Genomic DNA, 24,503 nt, shown 5'->3' with positions numbered 1-24,503 from the left:
ACAACATCGACACCCGCCGCGAGACCGCGGATGACGTCAGTGAGCATTCGTAATTCAGTGCAGTTCTCAGCCGAGCGCACAGACAATCCGCGCGCTTTCGAAGCCGTGAGAAAGTGCTCTAGCCCGCCGTCATCCCGCCGCCGTTCAGCGCCTTCCTGATCATCTCGGCGAGCTGGTTGCGGCGGTAGGGCTTAGTCAGCAGCAGCACGCCGTCGTCGAGCTTGCCGTGGTGGACGATGGCGTTGTCGGTGTAGCCGGAGGTGTAGAGCACCCTCACGCCCGGCCGGCGCTTGGCCACCTCTTCGGCGAGCTCGCGGCCGCTCATGCCGCCGGGGATGACGACGTCGGTGAACAGGAGGTCGAAGTCCTGGCCGGCCTCGATCATGTCCAGCGCGGCCCGGCTGTCGGGCGCGGCGACCGTGTCGTAGCCGAGGCTCTGCAGCTGCGCGGTGACGAAGTTGCGCACCAGCGTGTCGTCCTCGACCACGAAAATGGTCTCGGCGCCGCCTTCGGCCTGGGGCGCCACCGGGGCCGCCGCATCCGTCATGCCGTCGCCCGGCGGCAGATAGAGCTTGATCGTGGTGCCGTGGCCTTCCTCGCTGTAGATCTTGATGTGGCCGCCGGACTGCTTGACGAAGCCGTAGACCATGGAGAGGCCGAGGCCCGAGCCCTTGCCGACCTCCTTGGTGGTGAAGAACGGCTCGAAGGCCTTCTGCTGGATGTCCGCCGACATGCCGGTGCCGGTGTCGCTGACCGCGAGCATCACGTAGGGGCCGGGCTGCACCTCCACGTGGGCCTGCGCGTAGGCCTCGTCGAGCACGACGTGGTGGGTCTCGAGCAGCAGCTTGCCGCCGTTCGGCATGGCGTCGCGGGCGTTGATCGCCATGTTGAGCACGGCATTGGTGAGGCGGGACGGATCGATGTGCGCGGTCATCGGTCCCTGTTCCAGCACGGTCTCGATCTGGATCTGCTCGCCGAGGGTGGGGCGCAGCAGCTTGGCGATATCGGCGATCGCGCCGTTGATCTCGACATTGCGCGGCTGGAGCGGCTGCCGACGTGCAAAGGCGAGCAGATGCTGGATCAGCTCGGCGCAGCGCTCGGCGGCATCGTCGATCAGCCGCGCCACGCGCTGGAGCTCGGGCTGCTGCTTCAGGCTCGCCACCAGCGTCTCGGTATTGCCGGAGATCACCGTGAGCATGTTGTTGAAGTCGTGTGCGACGCCGCCGGTCAGCTTGCCGATCGCATCCAGCTTCTGCGACTGGTGCAGCTGTCGCTCGGTTTCGCGCGACGTGGTCGCGTCGTGATAGACCAGCACGGCGCCGGAGACGTTGCCTTGTCCGTCGCGCATCGGCCGGCCGCTGATCATCAGATGGCGGGGATCGTTGCCGTTATGCGGGCGGACGATCATCTCCAGATTCTCGAACTGCTCGCCGCGCAGCACGCGCGTCGAGGGCAGTTCGTCCGCCCTGAGCGGCGTGACGCCGTCGCCGTGAAACACGTCGGACAGGGCGCGCAGATTGCGCAGGCTCATCCCGGCGCGATGCAGCAAGATGCGCTCCGCGGCCGGATTGGACAGAAGGACAGTGCCCTCGGCGTCGATCACCAGCACAGCCTCGGCCATGCTGTGGAACGTGCTCTGGAGCACGTTCACCGACAGGCGCAGCTCGTCATGCGCGTTGACGAGATGCTCGGTGCGCTCGGCGACGGCCGCCTCGAGTTGCTCCTTCGCCGCCGTGGTCTCCAGCAGCGTGCTCTTCAGCGCGACCGTGGTGCGCTGGCTCTCGCGCATCAGCATTGCGACCAGCAGCAGGATCACCAGCGCGCCGATCACGTCGATGCCGAGCAGGACGATGCCGGTTCGGCGTGAACTCTGGGCGCGGGCGGCGAGCAATCGCTCTTCCTCCGCGCTCAGATGATCGAGATTGCCCATCACCGTGTCCATCAGGCCGCGGCCCTCGGCCTTGCCCTGAAGCGCGGCAACGCCGGCCTGGTTGTTCTCGGCGCGCAGGCGCATCACCTCTGCGGCGATCTCGACCCGGCGCAGCGCCAGCGACTCGGTGCCCTCCATGAGCGCGACCTGATCCGGATTGTCACGCAGGCTGCGCTTGAGGTCGGCGAGCGCCGGCGCGAGCTGGGCGTGCACCGCCTGAAACTCGTCGCTGAAGCTCGGGTTGCGATAGATCTCGTAGCCGCGCGCGGCGCTCTCGGCGTGGCGCATCAGCACGCGCAGATCGGAGATCTTCTTCTGCGTCTCGATGGTGTGATTGACCCAGGCGGCATCGAACCGCGACTTGACGTCGAGTCCGATCGAGGCGGCGGTGATGATCAGGAGGATTGCAAGTCCAGCACCGAGAATGACGCGCTGCGTTGGGATCAAGGGGCTTCTTTCTTGTCCTTCGGCTGCGCGGCCTCGCCGAGGCATTCCCGGATCGTGGTCAGGAGCGCGTCCGGCGTGAACGGCTTGCGCAGGCAGCGTGTCGCGCCGAGTTCCAATGCCATGCGGAGGAAATCGGGGGAGGGCGAGGCGGACGAGGCGAAGGCGTAGCCGGACATCGCGATCAGAGGGATCGCCGGCGCGCGCTCGTGAAAGATGCGGATGGATTCGAAGCCGCGCATGTGCGGCATGAAGATGTCGACCAGCATCACGTCAAACGTCTGCGCTTCGAGCGCAGCCAGTCCCGTTTCGCCGCCGTCAGCCATCGTGACATCGAAGCCCTGACGCTGGAGCAGAACCTCGATGGTCGCGCCGACCATCGGATCGTCATCTACCACGAGGATACGCGGCATGACATTTCCCAGTAGATCGAAGTCCCAACATTCATCGGTGATATAGGCGAATCGCGGGACGGGTCAATTTGGGATTGGATCATTGTAGATATGCACGGTGCGGTGAATAAAGGTCCCTCGCGCCTCGCATGTATAGATCGTCGCACGAGATGCGCGGGCTGCGCGCGAAACTGGCGATGAGCGCGCGACAAACGAAAGAGGCGCCGCACCGATGCGACGCCTCTTCCTTCAAGCGTTGTCGATCTGCTTACGGGCAGGGATGACGCTGGCCGTCATAGCCGAGATACGTGCCCGAGGCCGGATCGTAGGACTTGTAGCGCTGCGCGCAATAAGCCGACGAGTCACCACCGCTATCCGGCACCACTGCGACCGACGGTTCGTCATAATAGCTGTCGTCGCCATAGTAGTAGGGATCGTTGTAGTACCCCCCACCGTAGTAGGCGTAGGAGCCGAGCCCGCCGATCGCAGCACCGGCTGCGACGCCCGGCCAGAAACCGCCACCGTGACGACGCCAGCCGCCACCGTGCCAGTTGCCACCGCCGCCGCGCCAGTTGTTACCCGCGACTGCGAGGGGACGGCCGCCGCCACCACTAAACGTGGCTCCTGCGGTCGGACGCATGGCTAGGCCGGCGCTCGGGCGCATGGCTCCGGCTGCGAAATTGCCGCCGCCGCCACCGAACCGCGCGCCGCCAAAGCTGCCGCCGCCCATGCGGGCGCCGCCACCGCCGAAATGGGCGCCGCCACCACCGCCAAAATGACCACCGCCGCCACCGCCGTGGCCGCCACGGCCCTGGGCGAAGCTCGGCGTCGCCAACGGAAGGACCAACGCTACCGCTGCCGCGGCGCTCAAAATTCTCAGACTTTTCATGTTCAAACTCCTTATTCCCTGAAGCAAACCTCTTGAAGGGCCCGCGGTTCCAGGGTTCACGCCGGTGTGCGCGTATGGCGCAGGTTTCCATGCGGCCGCTGTACCCGGCATGAACGGATCGCGTCCGATTTGCGGCAGTGCTTGCGCCGGGGCACCACATTTTGCGGGGGCACGGCCGCCCCCGCCGAACTGGACATTTCGCCGCCCGGATGGCATCAGGGCCTCACGAAGCAGGGCCCTAGCCGCATGAAACAGTTCTTCCTCAAGTTCTTCACCTGGTGGAGTGGCCAGACCTTTGGCACCCAGCTCTGGACCAAGCGGTATGGCGAGCTGGTCGGCCAGGACGAGCAGGGAAACCGCTATTATCGGACCCGCGGCGGGGCGATCGATCCGACGCTCGGCTTCGAGCGGCGCTGGGTCATCTACAACGGCTACGCCGAGGCAAGCCGCATCCCGACGGGTTGGCACGGCTGGATGCATCACGTCGTCGATGTGCCGCCGACTGAAGAGAACTACCAGCCGCGCGAATGGCAAAAGCCGCACCAGCCGAACCCCACCGGCACGCCGAACGCCTATCGGCCCTCCGGCTCGACGCTTGCCAGCGGTAAGCGTCCCAAGGCGACCGGCGACTACCAGCCCTGGACGCCCGGCTAGCTTTCCGATCTCCGTCCGAATCCTTGCCGTGGGGGTGGATGCACCAGCATCCGCCTCACCTTGCTGTGGACAACGGGAACAGCGGGGACAGCGCCTGCGCGGGCGTTGCAGCTACGCGAGCGATGCGGCTCAATGGTCCCATCTTACGGAGATGGGAGACCATCGCGTTCGGTTCGGGCAACAGTTCGCGACTGTCCCGAGATGCAGCGGCCGCCGACGAGGACTCGATTGGGAGATAGGCCCCCGGTCTGGAAGTTCGAAATCGCCCGATGGAATGTGCAGCCACCGTAAGACAGGAAAGGCCGCTTGGGAAACCGAGCGGCCTTTTTCTTTGATCTGTTGCTCTGCTCGCTTCTCAGAGATGGAGCGTCGGTGAGTTGCCGACTGGCATCATCTCATAGGGCGGCTTCCAGCCCGGCAGTTCGGCGACACGCCGGCGCCAGGCATCAATCGCCGGGAAAGTCGCGGCAAGATCAAAGCCCGTCTCCTCGGTCGGATAGTACAGATAGCCCAACATTGAGAAATCGACGATCGTCGGCCGATCGCCCAGCATGAAGCTGCGGTGGGAGAGGTGTCTGTCGACGATCGAGAAGGCGCTGTCGGTCCGCGCGCGCAAGTAAGCGAGCACAGCGGGATGGGCGGGCTCCGGCATGAAGCAGCGTTGAAACCGGTGCTGGGCAAAGTTCGCGGTGAACTTGTGGTTGTCGAACAGCAGCCAGCGCGTGGCTTCGAACGTCTCCTCGGGCGTCGGACGGAACACGCCGTGAGTCTCGGCGAGCCGCAGCAGGATCGCACGGGACTGGCTTATGTGCCGGCCATCGACCTCGAGGACGGGGACCTCGCCCATGACATTGGTTGCGGCCCGCCAGTCAGGCGTGCGGGTCTCGCCGCCGGCGAAGTCGAGGCCGACCGGCTCCCAGTCGAGCCCGGCGCAGTTGAGGAATAGCGCGACCTTGAACGAATTGCCCGAAGCTCCGATGCAGTGCAGCCGGTATCGCGCCATGGTCAGATCCTCCTGTGCGCACGCGACCGGGAAGCGTCCGTGGGCGTTGGGCGCGATATGGATTGTCGCGACAGGCTCCTGACAGCGTCATGTCAGCAGTGCGGAGCTTCCGGACGATGCTTTGCATTGCCCGGGAAGTGCTGCGCTGCGTTCGGGGCGCGTGAGCAAAGCCTCTGCTCTACACCGCTCAGCCGCGCGCTTGACCGCCTCGAGGCGGCGGGCCTGGTTTGCGGCGCCGCGCTCTCTCAGCGAGGCCAGCACCTCGGCCGGCGCGGTGTCGGGCGAGCCGGACGTGAACGGCGGGGCGGGGTTGTATTCGATCTGGAGCTGGATCGCTTCCGCCGTGGTGCGGTCGACCAGGATCGACACCAGCGTCAGCGCGAAATCGATCCCGGCGGTGACGCCACCGCCGGTGACGCGGTTGCGGTCGATGCAGACGCGCGTCTTGGTCGGCGTCGCGCCGAACTGGCCGAGCATCTCCATCGCGCTCCAATGGGTGGCAGCGCGGTAGCCCTTGAGCAGGCCGGCAGCGCCGAGCGCCAGCGCCCCCGTGCAGACCGAGGTGACGTACTTGGCGCCTTCGGCCTGCCTGCGCAGGAAATCCAGCACCTCTTCGTCATTGAGCAGGTCGTTGGTGCCGGCGCCGCCGGGCACGCAGATCACGTCGAGCTGCGGACAGTCGGCGAATGTCGTGGTCGGCGTCAGCGTCAGCACGGAGTCGCTCGGCACCGGCTCGATCCGTTTCCAGATCAGGTGCAGCTTGGCGCCGGGGACGGAGGAGAACACCTGCAATGGACCGGTGAAGTCGAGCTGGGTGACGCGCGGAAACACCAAAAGACCGATCTGGAGCGGTGACGACATGGGCAGGTCCTCCAAAGATGAGCTTGACGGACGCAGCCTCTCATGATGCCATTCCGTCCAAAATGGCGTATTTCCCTCACTTTCGGACACAACCATGATCGGCATCCTGATCTTTCCCGATTTCCAGTTGCTCGATGCGGCAGGTCCGATCTCGGTGTTCGAGATCGCGGCGCGCTGCACGGGCAAGACGACCACCGGAATCCGCGTGCTGGCACTGAACGCGGGGCCCGTGCGCAGCTCGTCCGGCGTGGAAATGATGGCGCGCGACTTCAGGTCGGCGAACGCGATCACCACACTGGTCATCGCGGGTGGCGCAGGCGTGACGGACGCCGCACGCTGCGAGGCCACGCGCGCCTTCGTGCAGCGGCTGGCGCGGCGCGGTGTGCGTGTCGCCAGCGTCTGCTCGGGCGCCTATGTGCTGGCCGAGGCGGGCCTGCTCGATGGGCGCCGCGCCACCACGCATTGGGGCCGCACGCGGGATTTCGTCGCGCGCTATCCCAAGGTGAAGTTCGAGCCGGACCAGATCTTCACGCATGACGGCAATGTGTGGACGTCGGCGGGCATCACCGCGGGTATCGACCTCGCGCTCGCGATGGTCACCGAGGACCATGGTGAGGAGATCGCGCAACAGGCCGCGCGTCAGCTCGTGCTGTATCATCGCCGCAGCGGCGGCCAATCGCAGTTCTCCTCACTGCTGGAATTGAAGACACCGAACGGCCGGTTCGGCGCGCTGCTGTCCTGGGCGCGCGAAAACCTCGATGCCCGGCTGACGGTCGAAGATCTCGCCGATCGTGCCGGCATGAGCGCACGGCATTTTGCCCGCGCCTTTGCCGCCGAGACCGGCACGACGCCGTCGAAGGCGATCGAGCGCTTACGGATCGAGGTCGCGCGCGAGCGCGTGCAGTCCTCGCGCGAGGCGATCGAGCTCGTCGCGGAGGCGACCGGATTTGGCGACCCCGAGCGCATGCGGCGCGCCTTCATCCGCGCCTTCGGCCAGCCGCCGCAGGCGCTGCGGCGCGCGGCGCGGGCGGGTTAGGGAATCTCACCTGGCACTCGAGCGCGGAGGCGAAGATGGGCGGGATGGAGTACAGCAACGAGAACGCGAAACGGCTCCAGAGAATTTATCTCACGGGGGACGTGACCGCCCAGCGCGCGGAGACCATTCGGCAGCTCAATCTGTCTGCCGGCGAGAGCGTTCTCGATATCGGATGTGGTCCCGGCTATCTCTGCGAAAGCATGGCGCAGATCGTTGGGCCTGATGGTGCTGTCGTCGGTATCGATGTGTCGACTGACCTGATCGCGGTCTGCAACCGGCAGAAGGCTTCCGCCTGGATTTCATATGCGATCGGCAACGCCACGGAATTGGGGCAACCCGATGCGTCGTTCGATGTCGTCGTGTGCACACAGGTTGCCGAGTACGTGCCTGATGTCGACCGCGTCCTTGCAGAGACATTTCGCGTGCTCAAGCCAGGGGGCCGCACGATTTTTGTCGCAACGGATTGGGACGCGGTGGTGTGGCATTCCGAAAGCCCGGAACGTATGGCCGCGGTCATGAAATCATGGGAAGCGCACTGCGCTCACCCGCGTCTCCCGAGGTCGATGGCCCGCAGATTGCTGAATGCACGACTTCACCTGGACGGAGCATCGGTCTTTCCAATTCTGAATTTGCAGTACGATGACGATAGCTACAGCAAGGGGCTGGCCCAGGGCATTCGGGACTTCGTCGCCCGCAGGAACGACGTTTCAGCCGATGATCTCGAAGCATGGCACAGCGAGTTCGAGCGTCTGGGCGGGGCGGGACAATACTTCTTCAGCACCAACCGGTATCTCTTCAGGGCCTCAAAGCCGGCTGCGACGCCGCTATGACTGCGGCCTAGGTCGCCTTGCCTGCAGCGGCCTCGCCGTTGCCATCCGCGCGGGCCACCAGGCGGCGTGCAATCGGCGTCAGCATGTAGGGCGCAAGATGGATCGGAAACTGCGTCATCGCGAAATAGAGCCAGGTGGTTGGCGGCAGCGCGCCGGCGGTCGCGGCCAGCATCAGGCCCAGATTGCGCTGTGACACCATCAGCCCGAGCGCCAGCGCGCGCTCATAGCCGATGCGGCGGAACAGCAGCGTGGTGACGGCGAGCAGCGTGAAATAGATCGCGAAGGACAGAGCCGCCAGGCTGATGGTGAACACCGGCTGCGCCACCAGATCGTTCACAACATCGCCCATGATCGCGGCGGCGAAGATCAGGAGGATGATGATGTTGAAGCCGTCGATCGGCTTCCTGTGGCGCTGGATCGCTTTTGCGCCGAACACCCAACGGATGATGGTTGCGGCCAGCAGCGACGCCGCGAGGATGCCGAGCAGCTTCAGGCCGAGCGTCGCCGGCGTGACGCTGAGCATGCCGTCGAGGAACAGGCTTGCGAACAGCGACGCTGTGAAGGGGACCAGCGCGGTGGAGGTCACCAGCGTGACCAGCACGAGCGTGGCATCGAGGCCCATCAGCGCGGCGAGCGCCGGAGACGCCATCATGGGCGAGGCCATGCTCTGGAGCATCAGGGCAACGGAAAGGCCGGGCGAGCGGTCGTTGAGCCCTGTTGCATAGATGATCAGTCCGACGATCAGCGGCACGCCCATCGTAGTCCAGGCGGTTGCGGTCGCAATCAGCGCCGGGCGGCGTAGGTGACCGTACAGCGCCGCGAGATCGACTCGCATGAAGGAGATGCAGAGCAGGACGAGGATCGCTTCGGTGATGTAGGGCCGCAGCAGCGCGCCGAGCGGCGGCACGGCGGCGGCGACGAACACGACCGCCGCGACCCCGCGGGTGCCCTGGCTGCCGAGCCATGTCAGCGCGCGCAGGGGGAGGGCGAAGACGGTTTGAAGAACGAAGGGCATGGGAGGCGTCAGCCCAGCTCCTTCAACCAGGCGCCGATCTCGCGCACCGCGACATTGGCCAGCGGCAGCAGCTTGCCCATGGTGAAGAAGCCGTGGAATTGGCCGGGATAATGCTTGTAGGCGACGGGCACGCCGGCTTGCCTGAGGCGCTCGGCATAGTCGTCGCCTTCGTCGCGCAGCGGATCGGCGCCGGCCGTGAGCACATAGGTCGGCGGCAAACCGGCGAGGCTTTTCGCGCGTGCCGGCGAGGCGCGCCAGTCGTGGATGTCGGCTGTGCCGTTGAGATAGTGATCGCGGAACCAGCGGATCACCGAATGCGTCAGCAGCACGCTGGTCTCGGGCTCGCTGTGGGAGCCGTGCGTCATGGCGAAATCGGTCGCGGGGTAGATCAGGACCTGGCCCGCGATCTTCGGACCATTGCCGTCGCGTGCGGTGAGTGCGACCACGGCGGCGAGATTGCCGCCGGCGCTGTCGCCGCCGATCGAAAGGCGCGAGGCATCGATGCCGAGTTCGCGCGCATTCGCGGCGATCCATTTTGTGGCGGCGATCGCGTCATCGGCGGCGGCGGGAAACTTGTGCTCGGGCGCGAGGCGGTAATCGACCGAGATCACGATCAGCGCGCCTGAAACGGCGAGCTGGCGGCAGACGACGTCGTGGGAGTCGAGATCGCCGATCACCCAGCCGCCGCCATGGAAGAACACCAGCGCCGGCGACAACCCGTCCTGAAGGCGCGGATCCTTCGGCACGTAGATGCGGGCGGGGATTTCGCCGTGCGTCGCCGGGATCGCCAGCGCGGCGACGCGCGCCAGTTCCGGCGGCTCGGGGTTGGTGGCGAAGCGGGCCTGCCCGTAATAGGCGCGGGCTTCCGGTGCGGTCAGGGTCTCGTAGGCGGGGCGGCCGGCGTCCTGGAACGCCTTGTAGACAGCGGCGGCATCGGGATCGAGCACGACGGGCATGGGAGCGACCTTGGGCTTTCTGTTGTCGTTGGACGTCGTTTCCGGGGGCGCTGCCCGCCTCAGCCCCGGGGAGGGGCCGGTGAACTATCCCATCCGGTCGCCGGTCTGGCCAGCCGGCGGCGGGCAGGCAGGGATGCCGCCCTTTCCGCCCGTCAAGGCTAAAAAGTCAATATTTTCAATGTTTGGAACATTTGGCTAACCAGTCGCCGCTAACCACTATGCCACATCGCCGTAACGCAGGTTGCAGCGATCGAAACCTGCCCGGCATAAGCGAAAAGCTGTGAACAAAGGCATATTGAGCGAAGTCTCACACCCACACCAAATTATGGTTCCATGCCAGATGATCTGGGCAGTGATTCGTGCCGGGTCTCCGTTCCCAGGGCTCCTAAGCCTCGGGCAGGGATCGGCAACACGAATCGCTGCAGCACTGCGCAACGCGCAACCAGGTCCGAGCCGACAAGCGATATGAAAATCGATGATTTAAAGAACCACGTTCGGACAATCGGTAAGAAATATACTGATCGCGAACAGCGCGCCCGCCGTCTCTTCATTGAAGAGCGGGCCGCTGCCCTTCACAACGAAAGAGATCGCGAGTTCGCGATCAAAACTGAAATATCAAACTATTTTTGCATCGCTTATTCGGCTGTCAGCTTTTCCGGGTCGGGACAAATTGGCTTCAGCATCCATAAAGACAAATTTTTCGAACCGAGCGTCTCCGATCTGGACGTCGCCTGCATTGACGTCGAGCTATTTCAGAGAGCCTGGATCGATGTAGTATCCACCACTCGAGCCTTCACCGACCTGACGCCGTTCGGAAAACGGGGCGTGGGCTACATCGACCAATTCAAGGAACAGATTTTGAGGCGCGGCATGATTCGGATCGATGTCATGCCCCAATCCCCCCTCAGTCAGGCTTGGTCTCGATTTCAAGGACAGTTAAGCCGGAAACACACCACGATGTTCAAAAACATCAACTGTGCGATCTACATGAACGAATACGCTTTTTGCTGGAAACAAGACAGTGCGCTAGCTGATCTCATAGGCTGAATATGCAAAACGATCTCAAATATACCGTTCGATCAAGAGAGATAATTGATCTTGTCGCGGCGATGCGCAGCTCTCGTTTGACGCTGTCACCGTATTTTCAGCGAAATCTCGTATGGCGTGAGGCACACAAACGTGACTTCATCGACACGATCATGAAAGGATATCCGTTCCCGCAAATTTTCCTCGCTAGAGGACCAATCGACCTCGACACGATGGAAGCAAGTCAGGCGGTTGTCGATGGTCAGCAACGACTCAACTCCATACGGGACTTTGTTGAGGGAAAGTTGGACTTTGAAGGAAAAACATTCAGAGAACTTACGCCTAAAGAGCGCGAAGATTTTTTGAAGTACGAAGTGGCCGTGATCGACTTTGATCTTGATGCGGGAGACCCCCGCCTGAAAGACGTATTCTACCGGCTCAACAGAACTTACTATTCGTTGTCCGCAATCGAAAAGCTTGCATCAGAATACTCGGCCTCTGAATTCATGCTTGTGGCGAGAGTGCTGTGCGGTGAGATCGTCGGACACCCTCCGGACGACGATGAATTAGGTGATGTCGGCAGTGAGACTGACGGTGAAGAAACGATACCGGCAAATATCTTCAGCCGTGACCCCGGCATAGACTCGGACACGTGGCACTGGCTTCTTTCACAAGCCGAGGGTCCATTCACGAACCTGGTCCGATCGAAGGAAATCTTCACCAGCTTTGAGTTTGACCGCAAAGTCCCTTTGATGTTCACTTTGAACCTCATGTGCACATACATGACGGGTTACTTTCAGCGAAATAATCGAGTCCGTAAGTACCTCGAAGATCGCGCCAGCAGCTTTCCAGAAAAAAACGAAGTCATCGAGGCGATCAACAAAGCCGCTGCCTATATCAAGTTGATGAATCTGCCCGACGGTTCGATGTGGTGGAATAAAGCTAACTTCTTTACACTCGTCTCCGAACTTTCTCGAATCCCTGAAACAATGGAGCAATCTGCGCAAGATGCGAAACAAAAGCTGCTCAGTTTTGCGGATGCAGTGCCGATGGACTACGCACTAGCGGCCCGCGAAGCGGTCGGTCAGAAGGCAGAGCGAGAGTTGCGTGGTAAAATAGTTCGCAATTTGCTGGTTACACGCGCAGGGAACAAAAAGAGCCGCTAGAAGGCGTTGCTGGTCAATCGTCTTCGTTAGCGACCGCAATTCGATGAAACAATTCAAAGAAGTTGGCGGATGACGTTTCCGCCGCTCGTCCACTTCAGCACGCTTACCAGACATTGCCGCGCCCCGCGCGAAGGTCAGCCACGGGCCAGCAACAGACAAACAAGACCAACTAGTCCAGACTGAATCGCCCCCGTATGGTCCCTTAAGACAAGGGGGTCTAGTGAGGCTTTCGGCCCGGAGCCGGTATATGCTCTGCGGCGCTCCGGGTCCCGCCTCCGGCCCCGAGGAGCCATGGGAGAGACACTAATCCCACGGTTCCAACGCGGTTTAAACCATTAGCACGCCGGGCCGTCCCGATTGATCATTGATCCAGATCAACGGCTTCCTGCCCCTCAGACCTAGCGTTAGGCTAGAACTCATGGGCGGAGACAGCACATGCTGAAGCACTTGCTGATGGTTCTCGTCTTGCTGGGCAGTGTCCCCTCGGCATTCCATTCCTCGGCGATCGCAGATGACCGAAGCGCGGGACCAGCAATCCAAGAGGAGATTTGGGCGCTGCCGTTTCCACTGCCGGTGCTTGCCTTCCTGGTACGGCCGGTCGGAGATGGTCCGTTTCCCCTAGTGGTTATGAACCACGGAATTTCGCTCGACGCCAATCAGCGGACGTTGTTTCCCGCGATCGAATATCGGGACGCGGCACGTTGGTTTGCACGCCGCGGTTATGTGGTCATCTCGCCTATCAGGTACGGGGCTAGTAGTCTCGATGACAAGGATCAAGGTCTCTACGGATCTGTCTTTGCCCACGTCGGCAGCTGCGACAACCCGAACTTTCGTGGTCCCGGACTCGCTATCGCCACTTTGAATGAGTGGGTCATCGACTACATGAGTAAGCGGAAGATGATCCAGCCTGGCAAGGTTGTCGTCGTTGGCCAGTCCGGCGGCGGATGGGGTTCAATCGCTCTTGGGAGCCTAAACCCGTCATCAGTTCAGGCCATCATTACATTTGCGGCTGGCCGTGGGGGCCGCGTTGACGGCAAACCCAACAACAATTGTGCTCCCGACAAGCTCGTTGCCGCTACTGGTGAGTTTGGCCGCACCGCACGCGTCCCGATGCTCTGGATCTACGCGGAAAACGACACCTACTTCGGACCGGAATTGACGAAGCGGATGCATCATGCCTTTGTCGAAGCGGGCGGAAATGCCGATTACCGTATGTTCCCGTCCTTTGGGACCGACGGGCACTTCATGATCGATTCCGCTGACGCGGTGCCGATCTGGTCGCCCTTGGTATCGCAATTTCTAGAGAAGCATTCGGCGACCGCCCCGCCGCTTGGGCAGCAGGTCAACGGCGCTTCGGCCCGGCAGGAGCCTCATTCGACGCCGCCGCGATTGCGGCTGCCTGAAAACATCCATTTATCAACCTGGCAAAAATTTTGTTTCGCCTCATCCGATCGAACCACGATATGCCGATCGACATCAACCGCCACGGACGATCTCGATCAGGTCGTGGTGCGTGTCGATCTGATCGAGCGAGCTGACGGTCCGGCTCGCTTGCAGCTATTCGTTCCGCAAGGGGCAAATCTGCAGCAGGGAGTCAAGGTGACGGTAGATCAGGGCAGCCCTATCCAGGTTCCTTTCAACTGGTGTCTCACCAACATCTGCATCGCAGCCCGCGGAATCGAACCAACTGTGGCGGCCCAAATGGAAGCCGGTCAACAGCTCAAACTCGAACTCACCGACCTTTACTCCTCTTCGCTGGTGATAAATTTGCCGCTTAGCCAGTTCGGGGCTGTTCACCAAGGCCCGCCCGCCAAAACCTTCGAATTCAGCTTGAATGAGGAATGAACGAAGTTGGTCTCTGACCGCTTGACGTGGCTGAGCGCGGGGAAGCTCGACTGTGAGTACATCGGACGTTTCACCACGGAGCACGAGACATCTCAAAGGTTCTCGCTCTTAAAGGATTCAAGAATTTCTCCGGATCGATGATCAAACAGTCGATACGGCGGCGGATTGTTGCGATCTCCGTCGGATTGATCATCCTCATGCTGGCGACATCGGTCCTATCGATAGTGATGGTCAGGCGGGTCGGCCATCTGCTTGATGAACTCTCTGCACGGTACGCCCCGATCAACGGGCATCTGACGCGGATCAATACTCTGTCTCTGGAACGAGGTCTCGCGGTCCGCCGCATGGTGATCGCGAAGATGCAGGAGCCGCCCGATGTGCTCGGGTATAGGGCCCGCTTGGAGCTATACAACGCGAAGGGAGACGAGGTCGAAAGTGAGGCGCAAGCCGCGCGGACACTGATCAATTCGATCATTGAGGACGCAAGTACACCCTCGGACAATGCAGGCCTGGCGCGCATCGAAAACAGAATTGAAAATCTGAGCGATACTCGCCGCCAACTGAAGCAGGAAACCGGAGAGCTACTTTCACACCTTGAGGCCAGAGACTTTGCGGCGGTCAGGCGCAGCCTTGCGCAAGCAGACGCTGCTCGCGACGAGCTGGATGAGAAAGTCAACGCTATTCGGTTGAGCATGTTGACCGTCAGCGATGGGGCTATCGCAAAAATCAGGTCGGAACAAACCCGGGTGGCCCTGACCTCGGCCATCGTTACGCTGCTTGCCGCGATCGTCGGATTGATTTTCGCCAACCTGGTCAGTGGCGGCATCATTCGCTCGATCCGTCAACTGCTAGAGGGTACCCGCGCGGTCGAAGCGGGCCAGCTCGATCAGTCAATCGATGTAAGGGCGACTGACGAAATCGGACAACTGGCGGCCGCCTTCAATCGGATGGTTGTGCAATTGCGCAACAACCAACGCATCAAGGAAACATTCGGCAAGTATATCGACCCGCGCGTCGTTGAAGGACTGATCGATCGCCCTAATTTGACGGCCGCCGAAGGCCAGCGCCGAGTGATGACTGTGTTGTTCTGCGACTTGAAGGGCTTCACCAGCCTGAGCGAAGGCATGACCCCGCAAGGTCTCGTCAAGGTTATGAACCACTATCTTTCGGTCATGTCCGAACCAATTCGGAACAACCGAGGGATCATCGACAAGTATATCGGCGACGGCATCATGGCGTATTGGGGCCCTCCTTTCGTCGATGAGGCCGATCATGCCCGGCTTGCATGCCTCGCCGCGCTGGAAATGATCGAACGTATCGACAAATTGCGCGAGGAGATTCCTGAACTGCTTGGCGTTCGCGCAACCCCAATGGAGAAATGCGATCTAAGGATCGGAATCGCGACCGGCGAGGCGCTGGTCGGCAGCATCGGCTCCGACGTGATGATGAGCTACACCGTCATGGGCGACGTCGTGAACCTCGCCTCGCGGCTGGAAGGCGCAAACAAGGTGTATGGCACCCGCAATCTCGTTTCCGAAAGAACAATTGCTGCCGTGGGCACCTCACTTGAGGTTCGGGAGATCGATCGCATCGTGGTGGCGGGCCAGACTCGTTTCGAGGCCGTGTTCGAAATCGTAGGAAAGAAAGGTAATCTTACGCCGCAGCAGCTTGCATCACGTGACAAGTACCTCAAGGCGCTCGCGGCCTACCGGGACCGGCGATGGGATGAAGCGCTTGCCGCGTTCAATGTGTCGCTCGAAGCGATGCCCGGCGACGGGCCTGCCACGGCTCTAATCCAGCGCATCGAAAGCTTCAAAGCAAAACCACCTCCATGCGACTGGGACGGGTCGTGGCACATCGAAAAATAAGCGTCGGACCGACACGGCGGACGTCTCCTATGGGTCTTAAGCCGCCGATGATCGACCGAACTGGCAACTTCCGCTTTATAACCGAAAGCCGACGTTTATGAGTACTCGCCACTATTTAGCCCTGCGTGAACGATGCGACTTGCATGTTCGACGCTGTGATGATCTGAGCCGGCCAATCCTGCTTTAAGTTGGGCGCGAACTCGGCGTGTTGCAGGAGCCGCACAAGATCATCAACCGCGTTCTTGTCACGCAGGAAAGACAGCACGGGAACCGGCCCGCCATTGGGGATCGGACCGAAGACGACAGAGGGGACCGGTGCGACGACATTGCGATTTTCCATCGTGCGGTCGAGCGCGGCGAGGTTTACGTAGGCAATCTTCAGCGCATCAACCGCGCTGGCGTAGGCTGCACCGGCAGCGGCTCGCTGCGTCATCAGTTGTGAAAGTGTGCTCATTTGACGGATCTCCTTATGCGCCTCTGTGGCCGCACAAGATCGGCCGTTCGGGCCGGACGGTCAAAAGTGGCAGATTGGGATCAGAAAAGGTTACTAAGCGTCACGAGCGGTCATGAACGGTCATCGGGCGGATATCGCGTGACGATTTCCACAGCCATATAAACCGCGATGGTCAGACAGTTTGGTGAGTGCGCGGGCCATCGCGATCCTCATCGCAATCAATTCAGCAATTTAGGAGTAGACCTCGGCGGAGGGCGCGTCCGTCTTCGAAGCATTCCCCGGACGTGTTGCGTACATCCGACAACACGTCCGGGGTGCGAGCACCGGCAATGGAGAAGCGACTAACCTTTGCCGGTGCTGCATTCCGACTTAATGCTTTGTGGGTTCGCGCGTATCGATCACGCCAAGCGCTTTCACGCTCTCATATATGAGAATTGAGCGTAGGTGATCGGCATGGAGATTGAGCGTTGCGCTGTCGCCGTGCTCTTTCAGTAGCTGGCGCATGTGCTCGATGTGTGACATTCCTGCTTCGCAATATTGTGCTTTGGTCATCTTAGCCATGGGTGCGTACCTCTGTTGTTCGGACTGGAAAACATTACGGTTCGTCCGATAAACCGTGTCGCTGTTGCCATTCAACCATTTCGCGCAAGATGGTCAAAAAGGCGCGCGCACGGTCGCGTGGAGTAATTGCTTCGAGCCAGTCGAGAGCGTCGTTTTTCTGGTTGGTGTACTGCTCGAATAATAGTGCAAGCTCGCGAGGCTTGAATGCACCGCCCGGATTGCTGTTGCGCATGGAATGAAACGTAATGATCTTGGTCAACGTTTCGCCGTTGACCAATAGATTGTCATGCCCAAGAGCATCTTTACCGATGCGAAACGGTTCAGCTATCCCGCTTAACATCAACGCTTCAACACGTTGAATGTCTTGTCGCTTGTTTGCTTCATACAGACCGTGCTTGCGGTCAAATTCCTTTACCGTTAGGAAATGTCTAAACGTTGATGGTAGCTGCTGCCATGTGTACGGATCGATTTCAGGACCGAAAGTATAGATGATCGGCGTAGGATGCTCGACGCGGATCATGTGCCAACCTTCGGGAATTCTATCAACGTTGCTCATCGCAATATTCCTTGTAAATCCGCATGGCTTCGTCCTCGCTCGCCGTTTTCAATATCCTTGGCGTCGGTCCGAACAGCGCCATTTGCACACGCGCGTCTAATCTCGGTTCGTAACTCTTAGAGTCAATCGATCGCGCGTATAGATGCGCATCGATACCGCCTTCATAATCATCTGGGCACATTGCATTTATGCGTGTTGCCCATTGCACCATCCGCCAACAATAAATGTCGTACCGAACGCGATGTTCTTCGCTCAACTTCTCAAGACGTGCTTCCAGCGAATTGGCAGGCTTCACGATCGCGATAATCGACGCAAGTTGTCGCTTGTCTCGCTCGGTGATCATTGCCTTGGCAGCTTCTCCAAAATCTCGCTCATCATCGCCCGGTGTTCATCGAGTTCGTTGATTGCCTTGCCGTCCTTTTTGTTGGCGATCATCGCCTTGGCTTGCTCGGATGAAATGTCACCGCTAGCAAGCGCGCTTTCCACGTCTGCCGGCTCAACGCCATGCATGGCGATAGTTAAGCCGGATGGTAGGGCCAACTTTATGATGGCTTGCACCGCCCACGGCTCAGAATTGTCTAGAGCGTCTGAAAGCTTTTGCGCTGCGCGCGGGATCATCGCGACTATGAGCGCGGAGAAATCCCGTTGATGACGGGACTTGGCACCGACCGGCCGTCCGATATTGCCGGGGCCTTTTGCCCAGCGACCCTTGCCGTCGCGACCGTTATTATCGGCTGGCAACGGCGTGACATTGCTCATGATCTCAACACCAAAGTACGGCGCAATTGCGAGATGCGCACCATTTTCCAATTTCGGAACGCACGACCGGACCGTGTGATTTCGTCGGGCGAGGAAACTGATACGCGTGGCGCCAATAATGCAAGCGCGCTTTACTGATGTTGAACGCACGCATGATTTCGCCCGGTCCGATCTCCCGTCCAGTTGCCAAAACGATCTGAGCCGGGAGACGTGGACCACGGATCAATGCTGTCACTCCACAACATCAATGCTGCCTGTGGTCAGCAGTCGATAGGCTTGCGGGCGGTGCAAATCACAGCACGTTTCAACGACGCTAATCACTTCGTTGAGCGCCTTCTCAACAAAGCCAATATTTTCCGATCGCTGTTTCAGTTGATCGAACGAAGCTTTCGCCGCACGTTGGGCGCTAGCGACATCGGGTCCACTTAAAAGTGGGGCAGTGTCGGTCGGTCTCTGGGTGTGATCCGCCTGAATGCCTGACACGCGGATGCCCCTAAGTGAGGCATATCGTTCGCGAGCTTGCTGAGCTACCTCAGGCGGGAGGTCATCGAGCGCCCCGACTTCCATTATGCCCGCCAGTTCTTGCTCTCGCATCACGGACAGCAGCGTTGGTCTCTGGCCGTCCGGTGTGGCGTCAAACTTCGCCACGCCGCGCGCACGAATAGCCGCCGTGCCAAAGTTTGCAGGTTCGATAGCAGTGCGCTCAGCCCAATCCTTCCGGGTGCCGTCAGCTTCAATCAATCCGGCACGCTGCGTGCTCTTAAACGCGGCTGAAACCGTGGAGAATTCAACAGCGGCGCGATTGTGGGACATAAGGGATGCCGGCTGGTACTCAGCGGAGTTCTTTTCAACGATAGCCCCGAGGTTTAAGAGGGCGTTATCGAGCATCTTGAGCGAAGCATCGTAGGGTGTGCCGGTCAGTTCCGTCACGGGGATGAACGTACTAGCGTTCCTACCAGTGGCGACGTTCGTGAACGTGTAATTGACGCCACGATTCTCAACGATGCTCCGCGTCATTTGAAATTTCATTTCCGAAAATCCTCAATTTGACCTTTTGGGATCAGCGCCGGGCGGGAAGGTCAAACATCCCCGGACACGCGTCGTGTGGCACTCATGAATCACCCATGAAGCAAAGTCGAGAGACGCATCGGGCGTCTCCCGATCGACGGCAAACATGAGTTACAAATTGATGCGGACAAAATCGTCGTGATGCGTTGTGCTATTGCGACGTTACAAATTGATGCGGGTGAAAATCGTCGTGATGCGTGGTGCTATTGCGAATTGATGCGGGTGAAAATTGCGATGGTAGCAATCGGAGATTCATGCAACTTACCTGTGGATAAGTCGGGCGGCAGCAAATCGCCGGGCGCTCACCCTGTAGCCGGGACGCCGCCCGATGGAACGGTGTGACGCTATTTGTCCAGGGGGAGGGGGGGCTCGCGTGGCGACCGTCGCAATCATCATCGTAACCGAGGAAGTGATCAATTTGGTGATCAGGGTGGTGAGTGCCCCGATCATCGCATGACCGTCGCTTGTTCCAACGGCAATCAATTCAGATGGTTGGGACGGCGAGCACGGCGGATGGTTCTTCCGCCGTGGATCGTCCTTCTCCATAATTCGGCTGGACAGCTTGGACAGGTCTCCCATTCCCCTACGAGACGAAACATGCCTGATGTATTTTCTTCTAGAGTAGCAGAAAGGCTGTCCAAGCTGTCCAGCGAGATGAAAATGAAATTATGGAAGCTGCCACTGTGACCGGGAGGGCAACAAAAAGCCCGGTGCGAAGCCGGGCTTGATGATCATTCGGATGGTTGGTTGAAAAACGTTGCTGCTGTGGTGTGAGTTGCCGAAGCCTGCCAGCGGGCGGGGTTGTCGTAAACATCGGCTGGTCTCAAGTCGCGGACGATCACCATGCGTCTTTTGTCGTTTCCGGTGCCAATGCGTTTATCCAGATACACCATGTCAAGCTTCATCAGGTTGCGTCTGATCGCGGCTTTATTGAGCTGTTCGCCGGGCGCGCGTTGCCTGAGAAAGTTTTCGATGGTGATGTAATCGACCACTTGGGCGCTGCATTGGTCTTTGAATTCCTTTAGCGCCTGTTCAAGATCGGTCGAAACGCTGTTGAGCATCCTTTCGCGTGCGGCATTGTTTATCGATCGATCGCCGACGTTGAAGCCGTCTAGCGGCCGTGTGGACAGATGCGCCCATACCGCCGCAATGAATTCATCGCGCCGGACAAGGTCATAGATTTCTTTGTAATAAGCAGTTGATTGCGGTTTCGTCGGGTTTTCGACGATGTTCCATCGCCGATCGTCGCGTTCAATGGGGAGCGCGTCCCAATTGTTGGAAAACACAAGCCAACGCATCGCGTTGTGTTCCACCCATTCCAAGCCGTGCTTTTCGTTTATCTCGCGGAAGTCCGGATTGACCATCGTTTTAAGTTTCTCGGACAACGCCCATGTGTTCGGGCCGCGCATTCCTGCCTTGGCTTCGTCAACGATCATCAGCAATTTGCGCGACATTCGACCGTTGAACTTGCCGTCTAGGACAACATCCAAAATCGCGTTGTTCAGCACGTAGCCGCGCACCACGCGCGAGAGAACGCTACCAAGCCAGTTGCGGCCAATGCCGGTCATGTTCGCGACGAAGCACCAAGCCGTTTCGACTTTCTCGCCGGGGTGCTGCAAAATGTGCGCAAGCCAGCGTTCAAATAGATCGCGCTCAGCTTCGATCGGGACCAGATAGCCGAGGTGTTCGCGCCATCTTGTCAGCCATCGCTCGCGCAACTGATTATCGTTGATGAAGTGATCATGCCACGTTGGCTTGATCAATCCGCGCCACGTGTTGAACCCGCTTAGACCAACCTTTTCCGGAACGTCGCAAATCGAGCCACCTTCCGGCTTCCATGTAACGCTATCAACGCGTTTTCGCTTTTCGTGCGGCAACCATTGTTCAAACGCTGGAACGATCTTAGTCTTTGTTTCGCCCGTTCGCTTATCGGTGTATTCAAGCGGGTGTTTTGACGGCGCGTATTCGTTGCGCGCAACCGCAACAGACAGAACGTTCAGCGTCTTTGCGCTTGCCACGCCGCCCGACGCTCCGACGCCGCTGACGAAATAGAAATCGCTGATCATTTCATCCAGCGTGATCAGCTTCGTCGTGATATCGAATTCAAGCTGTTCGCCGATCCGCTCGTTTTCTTGGCGCTGTTTGTCTCGTCGCTCTTGATTGGTGCCCCGATAAACATCGCGACATGACTGGTTGCTGCTGCTGGCTGTCCTGTTGCGATAATATGCCCGGTTGCACCATTTCTCGCGTTTGCCTAATGCCGACATGCTGAAAAGCCGGATCATCCGCACGTGATCCTTGCCGCTCCAGAAAGCGAGCTTGTTCATAAGCGCCAGATCCGCCGCACTGTGGTCGAATAGCTTTCCTGCCGACGACGGATAGAACTGGTTCAATACATTTGCATCAGCGTTCCACAGCGCGGCGAATGGAACGCGACGGCTTAAAATGTCGAATTGGGCTTTCGCGACAAAGTTGCTCGGATCGCGCATGATAGCGTCGTTCAGCTCGGCAATTCGCTCCGATGAAATCTTATCATCAGATGCAAGCATGCGGGCCAGTAGTTCTTGATCGTCTTCCGGCCCTGACCATCGTGGATCGCGGATCGTATCGAGTTCTTGATTGTCGCGGCCATGTTCACGAATTTGCAGGAATGTTTGCAGCGATGCCGTTTGCTCTAGATCGGCGTTGCCAATCCATTCGTTACCCGCAATCGCAACAAAGCGGTTGTTTTGATAGAACTCAAATCGACCGCCCCATTTGTTGCGCCGATTGCCGAATTGGGTTTTGTCGCCTCTCATGATCAGGTGTAAACCTGTTCCTGATTGGCTAACCTCAGCTGCGACGCCCGGAAATAGGCGCGTGCAAATATGCGTTGCTTCGTCGTTATATGTGCCGGTGTCCGGATCGCGGCACCCGTCTAGGTCAACGAAGATATACGGATCGTTCAGGGTGAAGACGAAGCCGATGCGGAATTCCGGATTGATCGTTGCGATCGTCGTTGCGGTTTCGAAACTCGCCCATGTGGTCGGATTGGTCGTATCGGCGCGTTGAAGCGTCTTCGGATCGTAAGGGATTTTGCGCGGTTTCGGTTCACCATCGTATTGCTCAAGTCGCCATAGCACCCATTGCGGAAGGGCTGTCAGTCCTGCGAGAGGATCGGCGAGGTGAGGGGATGGCTGCGCGAAGCTGTTGAGCCGCGCGACATGAGCGTGTATAGTCATCGGACTTTCCTAAATGACGTTGATTGAGGCCCTGCCGGGTGCCACTGGCGGGGCCTACTTCTCCGTGCTGCGGATGAACGTTCCGCCGTTTTCATTGAGAGGGTTCACAGATTGTCGCGCCACTAACCGGACGATTAACCGTCCGCTGTGGCGAGTGCGGCTTTGCGCCGGTTCGCGATGTAGTTCTCGATGTCGCTGGCGAGATAGCCGACACGACGCGGACCTAAGGGAATCTTGGGAGGGAAGCCGTGGCCTGCTTTGGAGTAGCGGCGTAGCGTCGGCGCGGAGATCGTGAGGCGCTGGCAGACTTGATCGGTGGTCAGAATGGTCGTGCTGTCCTGGGACATGTGGGCGGGGTCCTGCTTCGAATTGATGGGCATTGCAGGGCATCCACCCACGCACGCTGCGTCTTCACCGCAACTCAGGCCATCCGACCCTTACGCCGCTGTCATCCGACCACGCGACTAGCTAAGCAGTCTCATATTCGCTCACGATGCGTCAAAAAGAAAAAGCCCGCGAACGGGCTTCTTCCGGGGATTATACACAATCCGCTTTCAGGCGATCAGTTTTTCCCATTTCGCTTTGTATGTCGGTGCGTCCGTTAAGAGGTAGTCGCACCATTGTTGCATTAGATCGCGGCGGCGGTCGAATGCATTGCCCCGGCGATAGGCCCGCTTGGTCTTGTTCTTGATCGTGTGCGCGAGTGCCATATCGGTGATCACGTCCGGATGCACGGTTGTGTCTTCCGCCCAATCTTGGAACGTTGATCTAAAGCCGTGTACTGTGAAGCCTTCGCGCATTCCGCATAGCAATTCCAACATGCTCATGTGGCCTAGCGGCTTACCGCGCTTCATACCGGGAAATGCGTAGGGGTTCTCATCGATCGTTGGTAGCGACCGCAGTAGCTGAACAGCAGCATCCGACAAAGGGACGCGGTGTTCTACGCCCGCTTTCATACGCTCGGCAGGGATGATCCAGATCGCATTGTCTAGATCGAATTCGGTCCGTTGCGCGTTTAGCGTTTCGTTCGTGCGCGTCGCGCAGAGAATTGTCAGCATCAATGCCTTTGCGCTGTAGTCAGGTTTCTCGCGCAATTCGATCATGAATGCGGGTGCGTCTTTCCAGTCCATGGCGTTGAAATGTCCTCTCGATTGCTTCCCGTTCAGCCAATGTTCAAGATGATCCTTCCATTGCGCCGGGTTGTGATGGTTGATCCAAATTTCGCGCGTGTCGGGATTGGTTATCCCTTTCGCCTTCGCGGCGCCGATCACGGTTTCGATTCTCATACGGAGACGCGATGCTGTTTCACGTGCGCCTGTCCAAAGCGTGTCGTTCTTTTCCGCGCGCTCGTGATCCTGTCGCAAGACCTTCAACACGTCATCGGTTGTGATCTCGTGCGATCGTAATTTGCCGATGATCGGATATGCATAGGTTTCGAGCGTGTTTTCCCACTGCTGAAGGTGTTTCGCACTTTTCCAACCATCCTTATGTTGAGCGATGTAGTCGCGGGCGACTTCCTCGAATGTATCGACGGCTAATCGGTTGACCGTCGTGCCCGCCGTAGCGGTCGCGGCGGCGTCCGCGTCGCGTTCGGCCAACGGGTCGCGGCCTGCCTTGATCAGCTTGCGGAGTTCCGCAGCCTGCCATTCGAGGGCTTTCAGCCCGGCTGCATCGATCGGCTGGTACGGCTGCAAGGTCATCAGTCGCCGCCGACCCTCTGCTGTGGAATAGCGGAACGCCCAGAAGGCTGAGCCGCTTTTGGCGACCGCAAGGCATAGCCCGCGTTCGTGCGCCCACATGCCCGGCTGAGCGGCTTGGACAAGGGTTTGGATGGTTTTGAGGGTGAGACCTTTTTTGGGGCTTGCTGGCTGGGGTCTATGGGGATTTGGTGCGTGCACTGCTGGCGACCTCGCTGGTTAATCGCCACGCTAGACATTCACCTTTCCGAGTTCACCACTGCTCTCTGCGC

Annotated in this window: 23 protein-coding genes; 7 read left to right on the top strand and 16 right to left on the bottom strand. The window is 59.6% G+C overall.

The window, feature by feature from the left end:
• Positions 1 to 118: 118 nt before the first annotated feature.
• From AB7G19_RS24065 to AB7G19_RS24055, 3 genes are all read right to left on the bottom strand, one after another.
• Positions 119 to 2,377 (bottom strand): CHASE3 domain-containing protein, encoded by a 2,259-nt coding sequence (locus AB7G19_RS24065; RefSeq protein WP_085401107.1) that lies wholly within the window; start codon positions 2,375 to 2,377, stop codon positions 119 to 121.
• On the bottom strand, positions 2,374 to 2,787 hold the full coding sequence (locus AB7G19_RS24060; RefSeq protein WP_028148724.1) for a response regulator: 414 nt from the start codon (positions 2,785 to 2,787) through the stop codon (positions 2,374 to 2,376). The genes AB7G19_RS24065 and AB7G19_RS24060 overlap by 4 nt, the downstream gene beginning before the upstream one ends.
• A 247-nt stretch (positions 2,788 to 3,034) precedes the next feature.
• Complete coding sequence (locus tag AB7G19_RS24055) at positions 3,035 to 3,655, bottom strand: BA14K family protein (RefSeq protein WP_354113144.1); 621 nt, start codon at positions 3,653 to 3,655, stop codon at positions 3,035 to 3,037.
• Between the two features lie 246 nt (positions 3,656 to 3,901).
• On the opposite strand from AB7G19_RS24055, the gene AB7G19_RS24050 reads away from it, so the two are divergent.
• On the top strand, positions 3,902 to 4,309 hold the full coding sequence (locus AB7G19_RS24050) for an NADH:ubiquinone oxidoreductase subunit NDUFA12 (RefSeq protein WP_028148726.1): 408 nt from the start codon (positions 3,902 to 3,904) through the stop codon (positions 4,307 to 4,309).
• Positions 4,310 to 4,664: 355 nt separating this feature from the next.
• Here AB7G19_RS24050 and AB7G19_RS24045 read toward each other — a convergent pair whose 3' ends face one another.
• A complete protein-coding gene (locus AB7G19_RS24045; protein WP_354113145.1) occupies positions 4,665 to 5,312 on the bottom strand; it encodes a glutathione S-transferase family protein in 648 nt (215 codons plus the stop codon).
• A gap of 87 nt (positions 5,313 to 5,399) precedes the next feature.
• Positions 5,400 to 6,173 carry a DJ-1/PfpI family protein gene (locus AB7G19_RS24040; RefSeq protein ID WP_354113146.1) on the bottom strand — a complete coding sequence of 258 codons (774 nt, stop codon included), beginning with the start codon at positions 6,171 to 6,173 and terminating at the stop codon, positions 5,400 to 5,402.
• A 94-nt stretch (positions 6,174 to 6,267) separates the two neighbouring features.
• Between AB7G19_RS24040 and AB7G19_RS24035 the strand changes: the two genes are divergently transcribed.
• Positions 6,268 to 7,209 carry a GlxA family transcriptional regulator gene (locus AB7G19_RS24035; protein WP_283018737.1) on the top strand — a complete coding sequence of 314 codons (942 nt, stop codon included), beginning with the start codon at positions 6,268 to 6,270 and terminating at the stop codon, positions 7,207 to 7,209.
• A gap of 35 nt (positions 7,210 to 7,244) precedes the next feature.
• Positions 7,245 to 8,039 carry a methyltransferase domain-containing protein gene (locus tag AB7G19_RS24030; RefSeq protein ID WP_354113147.1) on the top strand — a complete coding sequence of 265 codons (795 nt, stop codon included), beginning with the start codon at positions 7,245 to 7,247 and terminating at the stop codon, positions 8,037 to 8,039.
• A gap of 7 nt (positions 8,040 to 8,046) precedes the next feature.
• Here AB7G19_RS24030 and AB7G19_RS24025 read toward each other — a convergent pair whose 3' ends face one another.
• Together AB7G19_RS24025 and AB7G19_RS24020 are read right to left on the bottom strand one after the other, a co-directional pair.
• On the bottom strand, positions 8,047 to 9,054 hold the full coding sequence (locus AB7G19_RS24025) for a Na+-dependent transporter (protein ID WP_166096383.1): 1,008 nt from the start codon (positions 9,052 to 9,054) through the stop codon (positions 8,047 to 8,049).
• 8 nt (positions 9,055 to 9,062) lie between these two features.
• A complete protein-coding gene (locus tag AB7G19_RS24020) occupies positions 9,063 to 10,010 on the bottom strand; it encodes an alpha/beta hydrolase (protein ID WP_354123635.1) in 948 nt (315 codons plus the stop codon).
• A gap of 465 nt (positions 10,011 to 10,475) precedes the next feature.
• Here AB7G19_RS24020 and AB7G19_RS24015 point away from each other — a divergent pair, with 465 nt between their 5' ends.
• The 4 genes from AB7G19_RS24015 to AB7G19_RS24000 all read left to right on the top strand — a co-directional run bounded on the left by AB7G19_RS24015 (position 10,476) and on the right by AB7G19_RS24000 (position 15,915).
• The gene (locus AB7G19_RS24015; protein WP_441268140.1) at positions 10,476 to 11,057 is read left to right on the top strand and encodes a hypothetical protein; all 582 of its coding nucleotides are present in this window, start codon (positions 10,476 to 10,478) and stop codon (positions 11,055 to 11,057) included.
• 2 nt (positions 11,058 to 11,059) lie between these two features.
• A complete protein-coding gene (locus AB7G19_RS24010; RefSeq protein WP_354131253.1) occupies positions 11,060 to 12,202 on the top strand; it encodes a DUF262 domain-containing protein in 1,143 nt (380 codons plus the stop codon).
• A 435-nt stretch (positions 12,203 to 12,637) separates the two neighbouring features.
• Positions 12,638 to 14,047, top strand: a complete 1,410-nt coding sequence (locus AB7G19_RS24005; RefSeq protein ID WP_354131254.1) for an invasion associated locus B family protein — start codon at positions 12,638 to 12,640, stop codon at positions 14,045 to 14,047.
• Positions 14,048 to 14,184: 137 nt separating this feature from the next.
• On the top strand, positions 14,185 to 15,915 hold the full coding sequence (locus AB7G19_RS24000) for an adenylate/guanylate cyclase domain-containing protein (protein ID WP_354131255.1): 1,731 nt from the start codon (positions 14,185 to 14,187) through the stop codon (positions 15,913 to 15,915).
• Between the two features lie 115 nt (positions 15,916 to 16,030).
• On the opposite strand, the gene AB7G19_RS23995 is transcribed toward AB7G19_RS24000, so the two are convergent.
• The 9 genes from AB7G19_RS23995 to AB7G19_RS23955 form a co-directional block, all read right to left on the bottom strand.
• Complete coding sequence (locus tag AB7G19_RS23995; RefSeq protein WP_354131256.1) at positions 16,031 to 16,369, bottom strand: hypothetical protein; 339 nt, start codon at positions 16,367 to 16,369, stop codon at positions 16,031 to 16,033.
• 369 nt (positions 16,370 to 16,738) lie between these two features.
• A complete protein-coding gene (locus AB7G19_RS23990) occupies positions 16,739 to 16,930 on the bottom strand; it encodes a hypothetical protein (protein ID WP_354131257.1) in 192 nt (63 codons plus the stop codon).
• A gap of 34 nt (positions 16,931 to 16,964) precedes the next feature.
• Positions 16,965 to 17,486 (bottom strand): hypothetical protein, encoded by a 522-nt coding sequence (locus AB7G19_RS23985; RefSeq protein ID WP_354131258.1) that lies wholly within the window; start codon positions 17,484 to 17,486, stop codon positions 16,965 to 16,967.
• The gene (locus tag AB7G19_RS23980) at positions 17,473 to 17,829 is read right to left on the bottom strand and encodes a hypothetical protein (RefSeq protein ID WP_354131259.1); all 357 of its coding nucleotides are present in this window, start codon (positions 17,827 to 17,829) and stop codon (positions 17,473 to 17,475) included. Before AB7G19_RS23980 ends, AB7G19_RS23985 begins: the two co-directional genes overlap by 14 nt.
• A complete protein-coding gene (locus tag AB7G19_RS23975; RefSeq protein ID WP_354131260.1) occupies positions 17,826 to 18,245 on the bottom strand; it encodes a hypothetical protein in 420 nt (139 codons plus the stop codon). Before AB7G19_RS23975 ends, AB7G19_RS23980 begins: the two co-directional genes overlap by 4 nt.
• A 231-nt stretch (positions 18,246 to 18,476) precedes the next feature.
• Complete coding sequence (locus AB7G19_RS23970) at positions 18,477 to 19,274, bottom strand: hypothetical protein (RefSeq protein WP_354131261.1); 798 nt, start codon at positions 19,272 to 19,274, stop codon at positions 18,477 to 18,479.
• 770 nt (positions 19,275 to 20,044) lie between these two features.
• On the bottom strand, positions 20,045 to 22,534 hold the full coding sequence (locus AB7G19_RS23965) for a phage NrS-1 polymerase family protein (RefSeq protein ID WP_354131262.1): 2,490 nt from the start codon (positions 22,532 to 22,534) through the stop codon (positions 20,045 to 20,047).
• A 134-nt stretch (positions 22,535 to 22,668) separates the two neighbouring features.
• The gene (locus AB7G19_RS23960) at positions 22,669 to 22,914 is read right to left on the bottom strand and encodes a helix-turn-helix transcriptional regulator (protein ID WP_354131263.1); all 246 of its coding nucleotides are present in this window, start codon (positions 22,912 to 22,914) and stop codon (positions 22,669 to 22,671) included.
• A gap of 174 nt (positions 22,915 to 23,088) precedes the next feature.
• Complete coding sequence (locus tag AB7G19_RS23955) at positions 23,089 to 24,432, bottom strand: tyrosine-type recombinase/integrase (RefSeq protein ID WP_354131264.1); 1,344 nt, start codon at positions 24,430 to 24,432, stop codon at positions 23,089 to 23,091.
• Between the last annotated feature and the right edge of the window lie 71 nt (positions 24,433 to 24,503).

It is taken from the genome of Bradyrhizobium sp. 215_C5_N1_1 (assembly GCF_052075935.1).
In the GTDB taxonomy this organism is placed as follows: Bacteria; Pseudomonadota; Alphaproteobacteria; order Rhizobiales; family Xanthobacteraceae; genus Bradyrhizobium; species Bradyrhizobium barranii.
The sequence above is the reverse complement of the archived record's forward strand: the minus strand, read 5'-3'. Positions and strand labels throughout refer to the sequence as shown.

Bases quoted from the DNA above. Each gene is read 5' to 3' on its own strand.
- AB7G19_RS24060 (WP_028148724.1), bottom strand. From the start codon at position 2,787: ATGCCGCGTATCCTCGTGGTAGATGACGATCCGATGGTCGGCGCGACC.
- AB7G19_RS24055 (WP_354113144.1), bottom strand. From the start codon at position 3,655: ATGAAAAGTCTGAGAATTTTGAGCGCCGCGGCAGCGGTAGCGTTGGTC.
- AB7G19_RS24050 (WP_028148726.1), top strand. From the start codon at position 3,902: ATGAAACAGTTCTTCCTCAAGTTCTTCACCTGGTGGAGTGGCCAGACC.
- AB7G19_RS24045 (WP_354113145.1), bottom strand. From the start codon at position 5,312: ATGGCGCGATACCGGCTGCACTGCATCGGAGCTTCGGGCAATTCGTTC.
- AB7G19_RS24040 (WP_354113146.1), bottom strand. From the start codon at position 6,173: ATGTCGTCACCGCTCCAGATCGGTCTTTTGGTGTTTCCGCGCGTCACC.
- AB7G19_RS24035 (WP_283018737.1), top strand. From the start codon at position 6,268: ATGATCGGCATCCTGATCTTTCCCGATTTCCAGTTGCTCGATGCGGCA.
- AB7G19_RS24030 (WP_354113147.1), top strand. From the start codon at position 7,245: ATGGGCGGGATGGAGTACAGCAACGAGAACGCGAAACGGCTCCAGAGA.
- AB7G19_RS24025 (WP_166096383.1), bottom strand. From the start codon at position 9,054: ATGCCCTTCGTTCTTCAAACCGTCTTCGCCCTCCCCCTGCGCGCGCTG.
- AB7G19_RS24020 (WP_354123635.1), bottom strand. From the start codon at position 10,010: ATGCCCGTCGTGCTCGATCCCGATGCCGCCGCTGTCTACAAGGCGTTC.
- AB7G19_RS24015 (WP_441268140.1), top strand. From the start codon at position 10,476: ATGAAAATCGATGATTTAAAGAACCACGTTCGGACAATCGGTAAGAAA.
- AB7G19_RS24010 (WP_354131253.1), top strand. From the start codon at position 11,060: ATGCAAAACGATCTCAAATATACCGTTCGATCAAGAGAGATAATTGAT.
- AB7G19_RS24005 (WP_354131254.1), top strand. From the start codon at position 12,638: ATGCTGAAGCACTTGCTGATGGTTCTCGTCTTGCTGGGCAGTGTCCCC.
- AB7G19_RS24000 (WP_354131255.1), top strand. From the start codon at position 14,185: ATGATCAAACAGTCGATACGGCGGCGGATTGTTGCGATCTCCGTCGGA.
- AB7G19_RS23995 (WP_354131256.1), bottom strand. From the start codon at position 16,369: ATGAGCACACTTTCACAACTGATGACGCAGCGAGCCGCTGCCGGTGCA.
- AB7G19_RS23990 (WP_354131257.1), bottom strand. From the start codon at position 16,930: ATGGCTAAGATGACCAAAGCACAATATTGCGAAGCAGGAATGTCACAC.
- AB7G19_RS23985 (WP_354131258.1), bottom strand. From the start codon at position 17,486: ATGAGCAACGTTGATAGAATTCCCGAAGGTTGGCACATGATCCGCGTC.
- AB7G19_RS23980 (WP_354131259.1), bottom strand. From the start codon at position 17,829: ATGATCACCGAGCGAGACAAGCGACAACTTGCGTCGATTATCGCGATC.
- AB7G19_RS23975 (WP_354131260.1), bottom strand. From the start codon at position 18,245: ATGAGCAATGTCACGCCGTTGCCAGCCGATAATAACGGTCGCGACGGC.
- AB7G19_RS23970 (WP_354131261.1), bottom strand. From the start codon at position 19,274: ATGAAATTTCAAATGACGCGGAGCATCGTTGAGAATCGTGGCGTCAAT.
- AB7G19_RS23965 (WP_354131262.1), bottom strand. From the start codon at position 22,534: ATGACTATACACGCTCATGTCGCGCGGCTCAACAGCTTCGCGCAGCCA.
- AB7G19_RS23960 (WP_354131263.1), bottom strand. From the start codon at position 22,914: ATGCCCATCAATTCGAAGCAGGACCCCGCCCACATGTCCCAGGACAGC.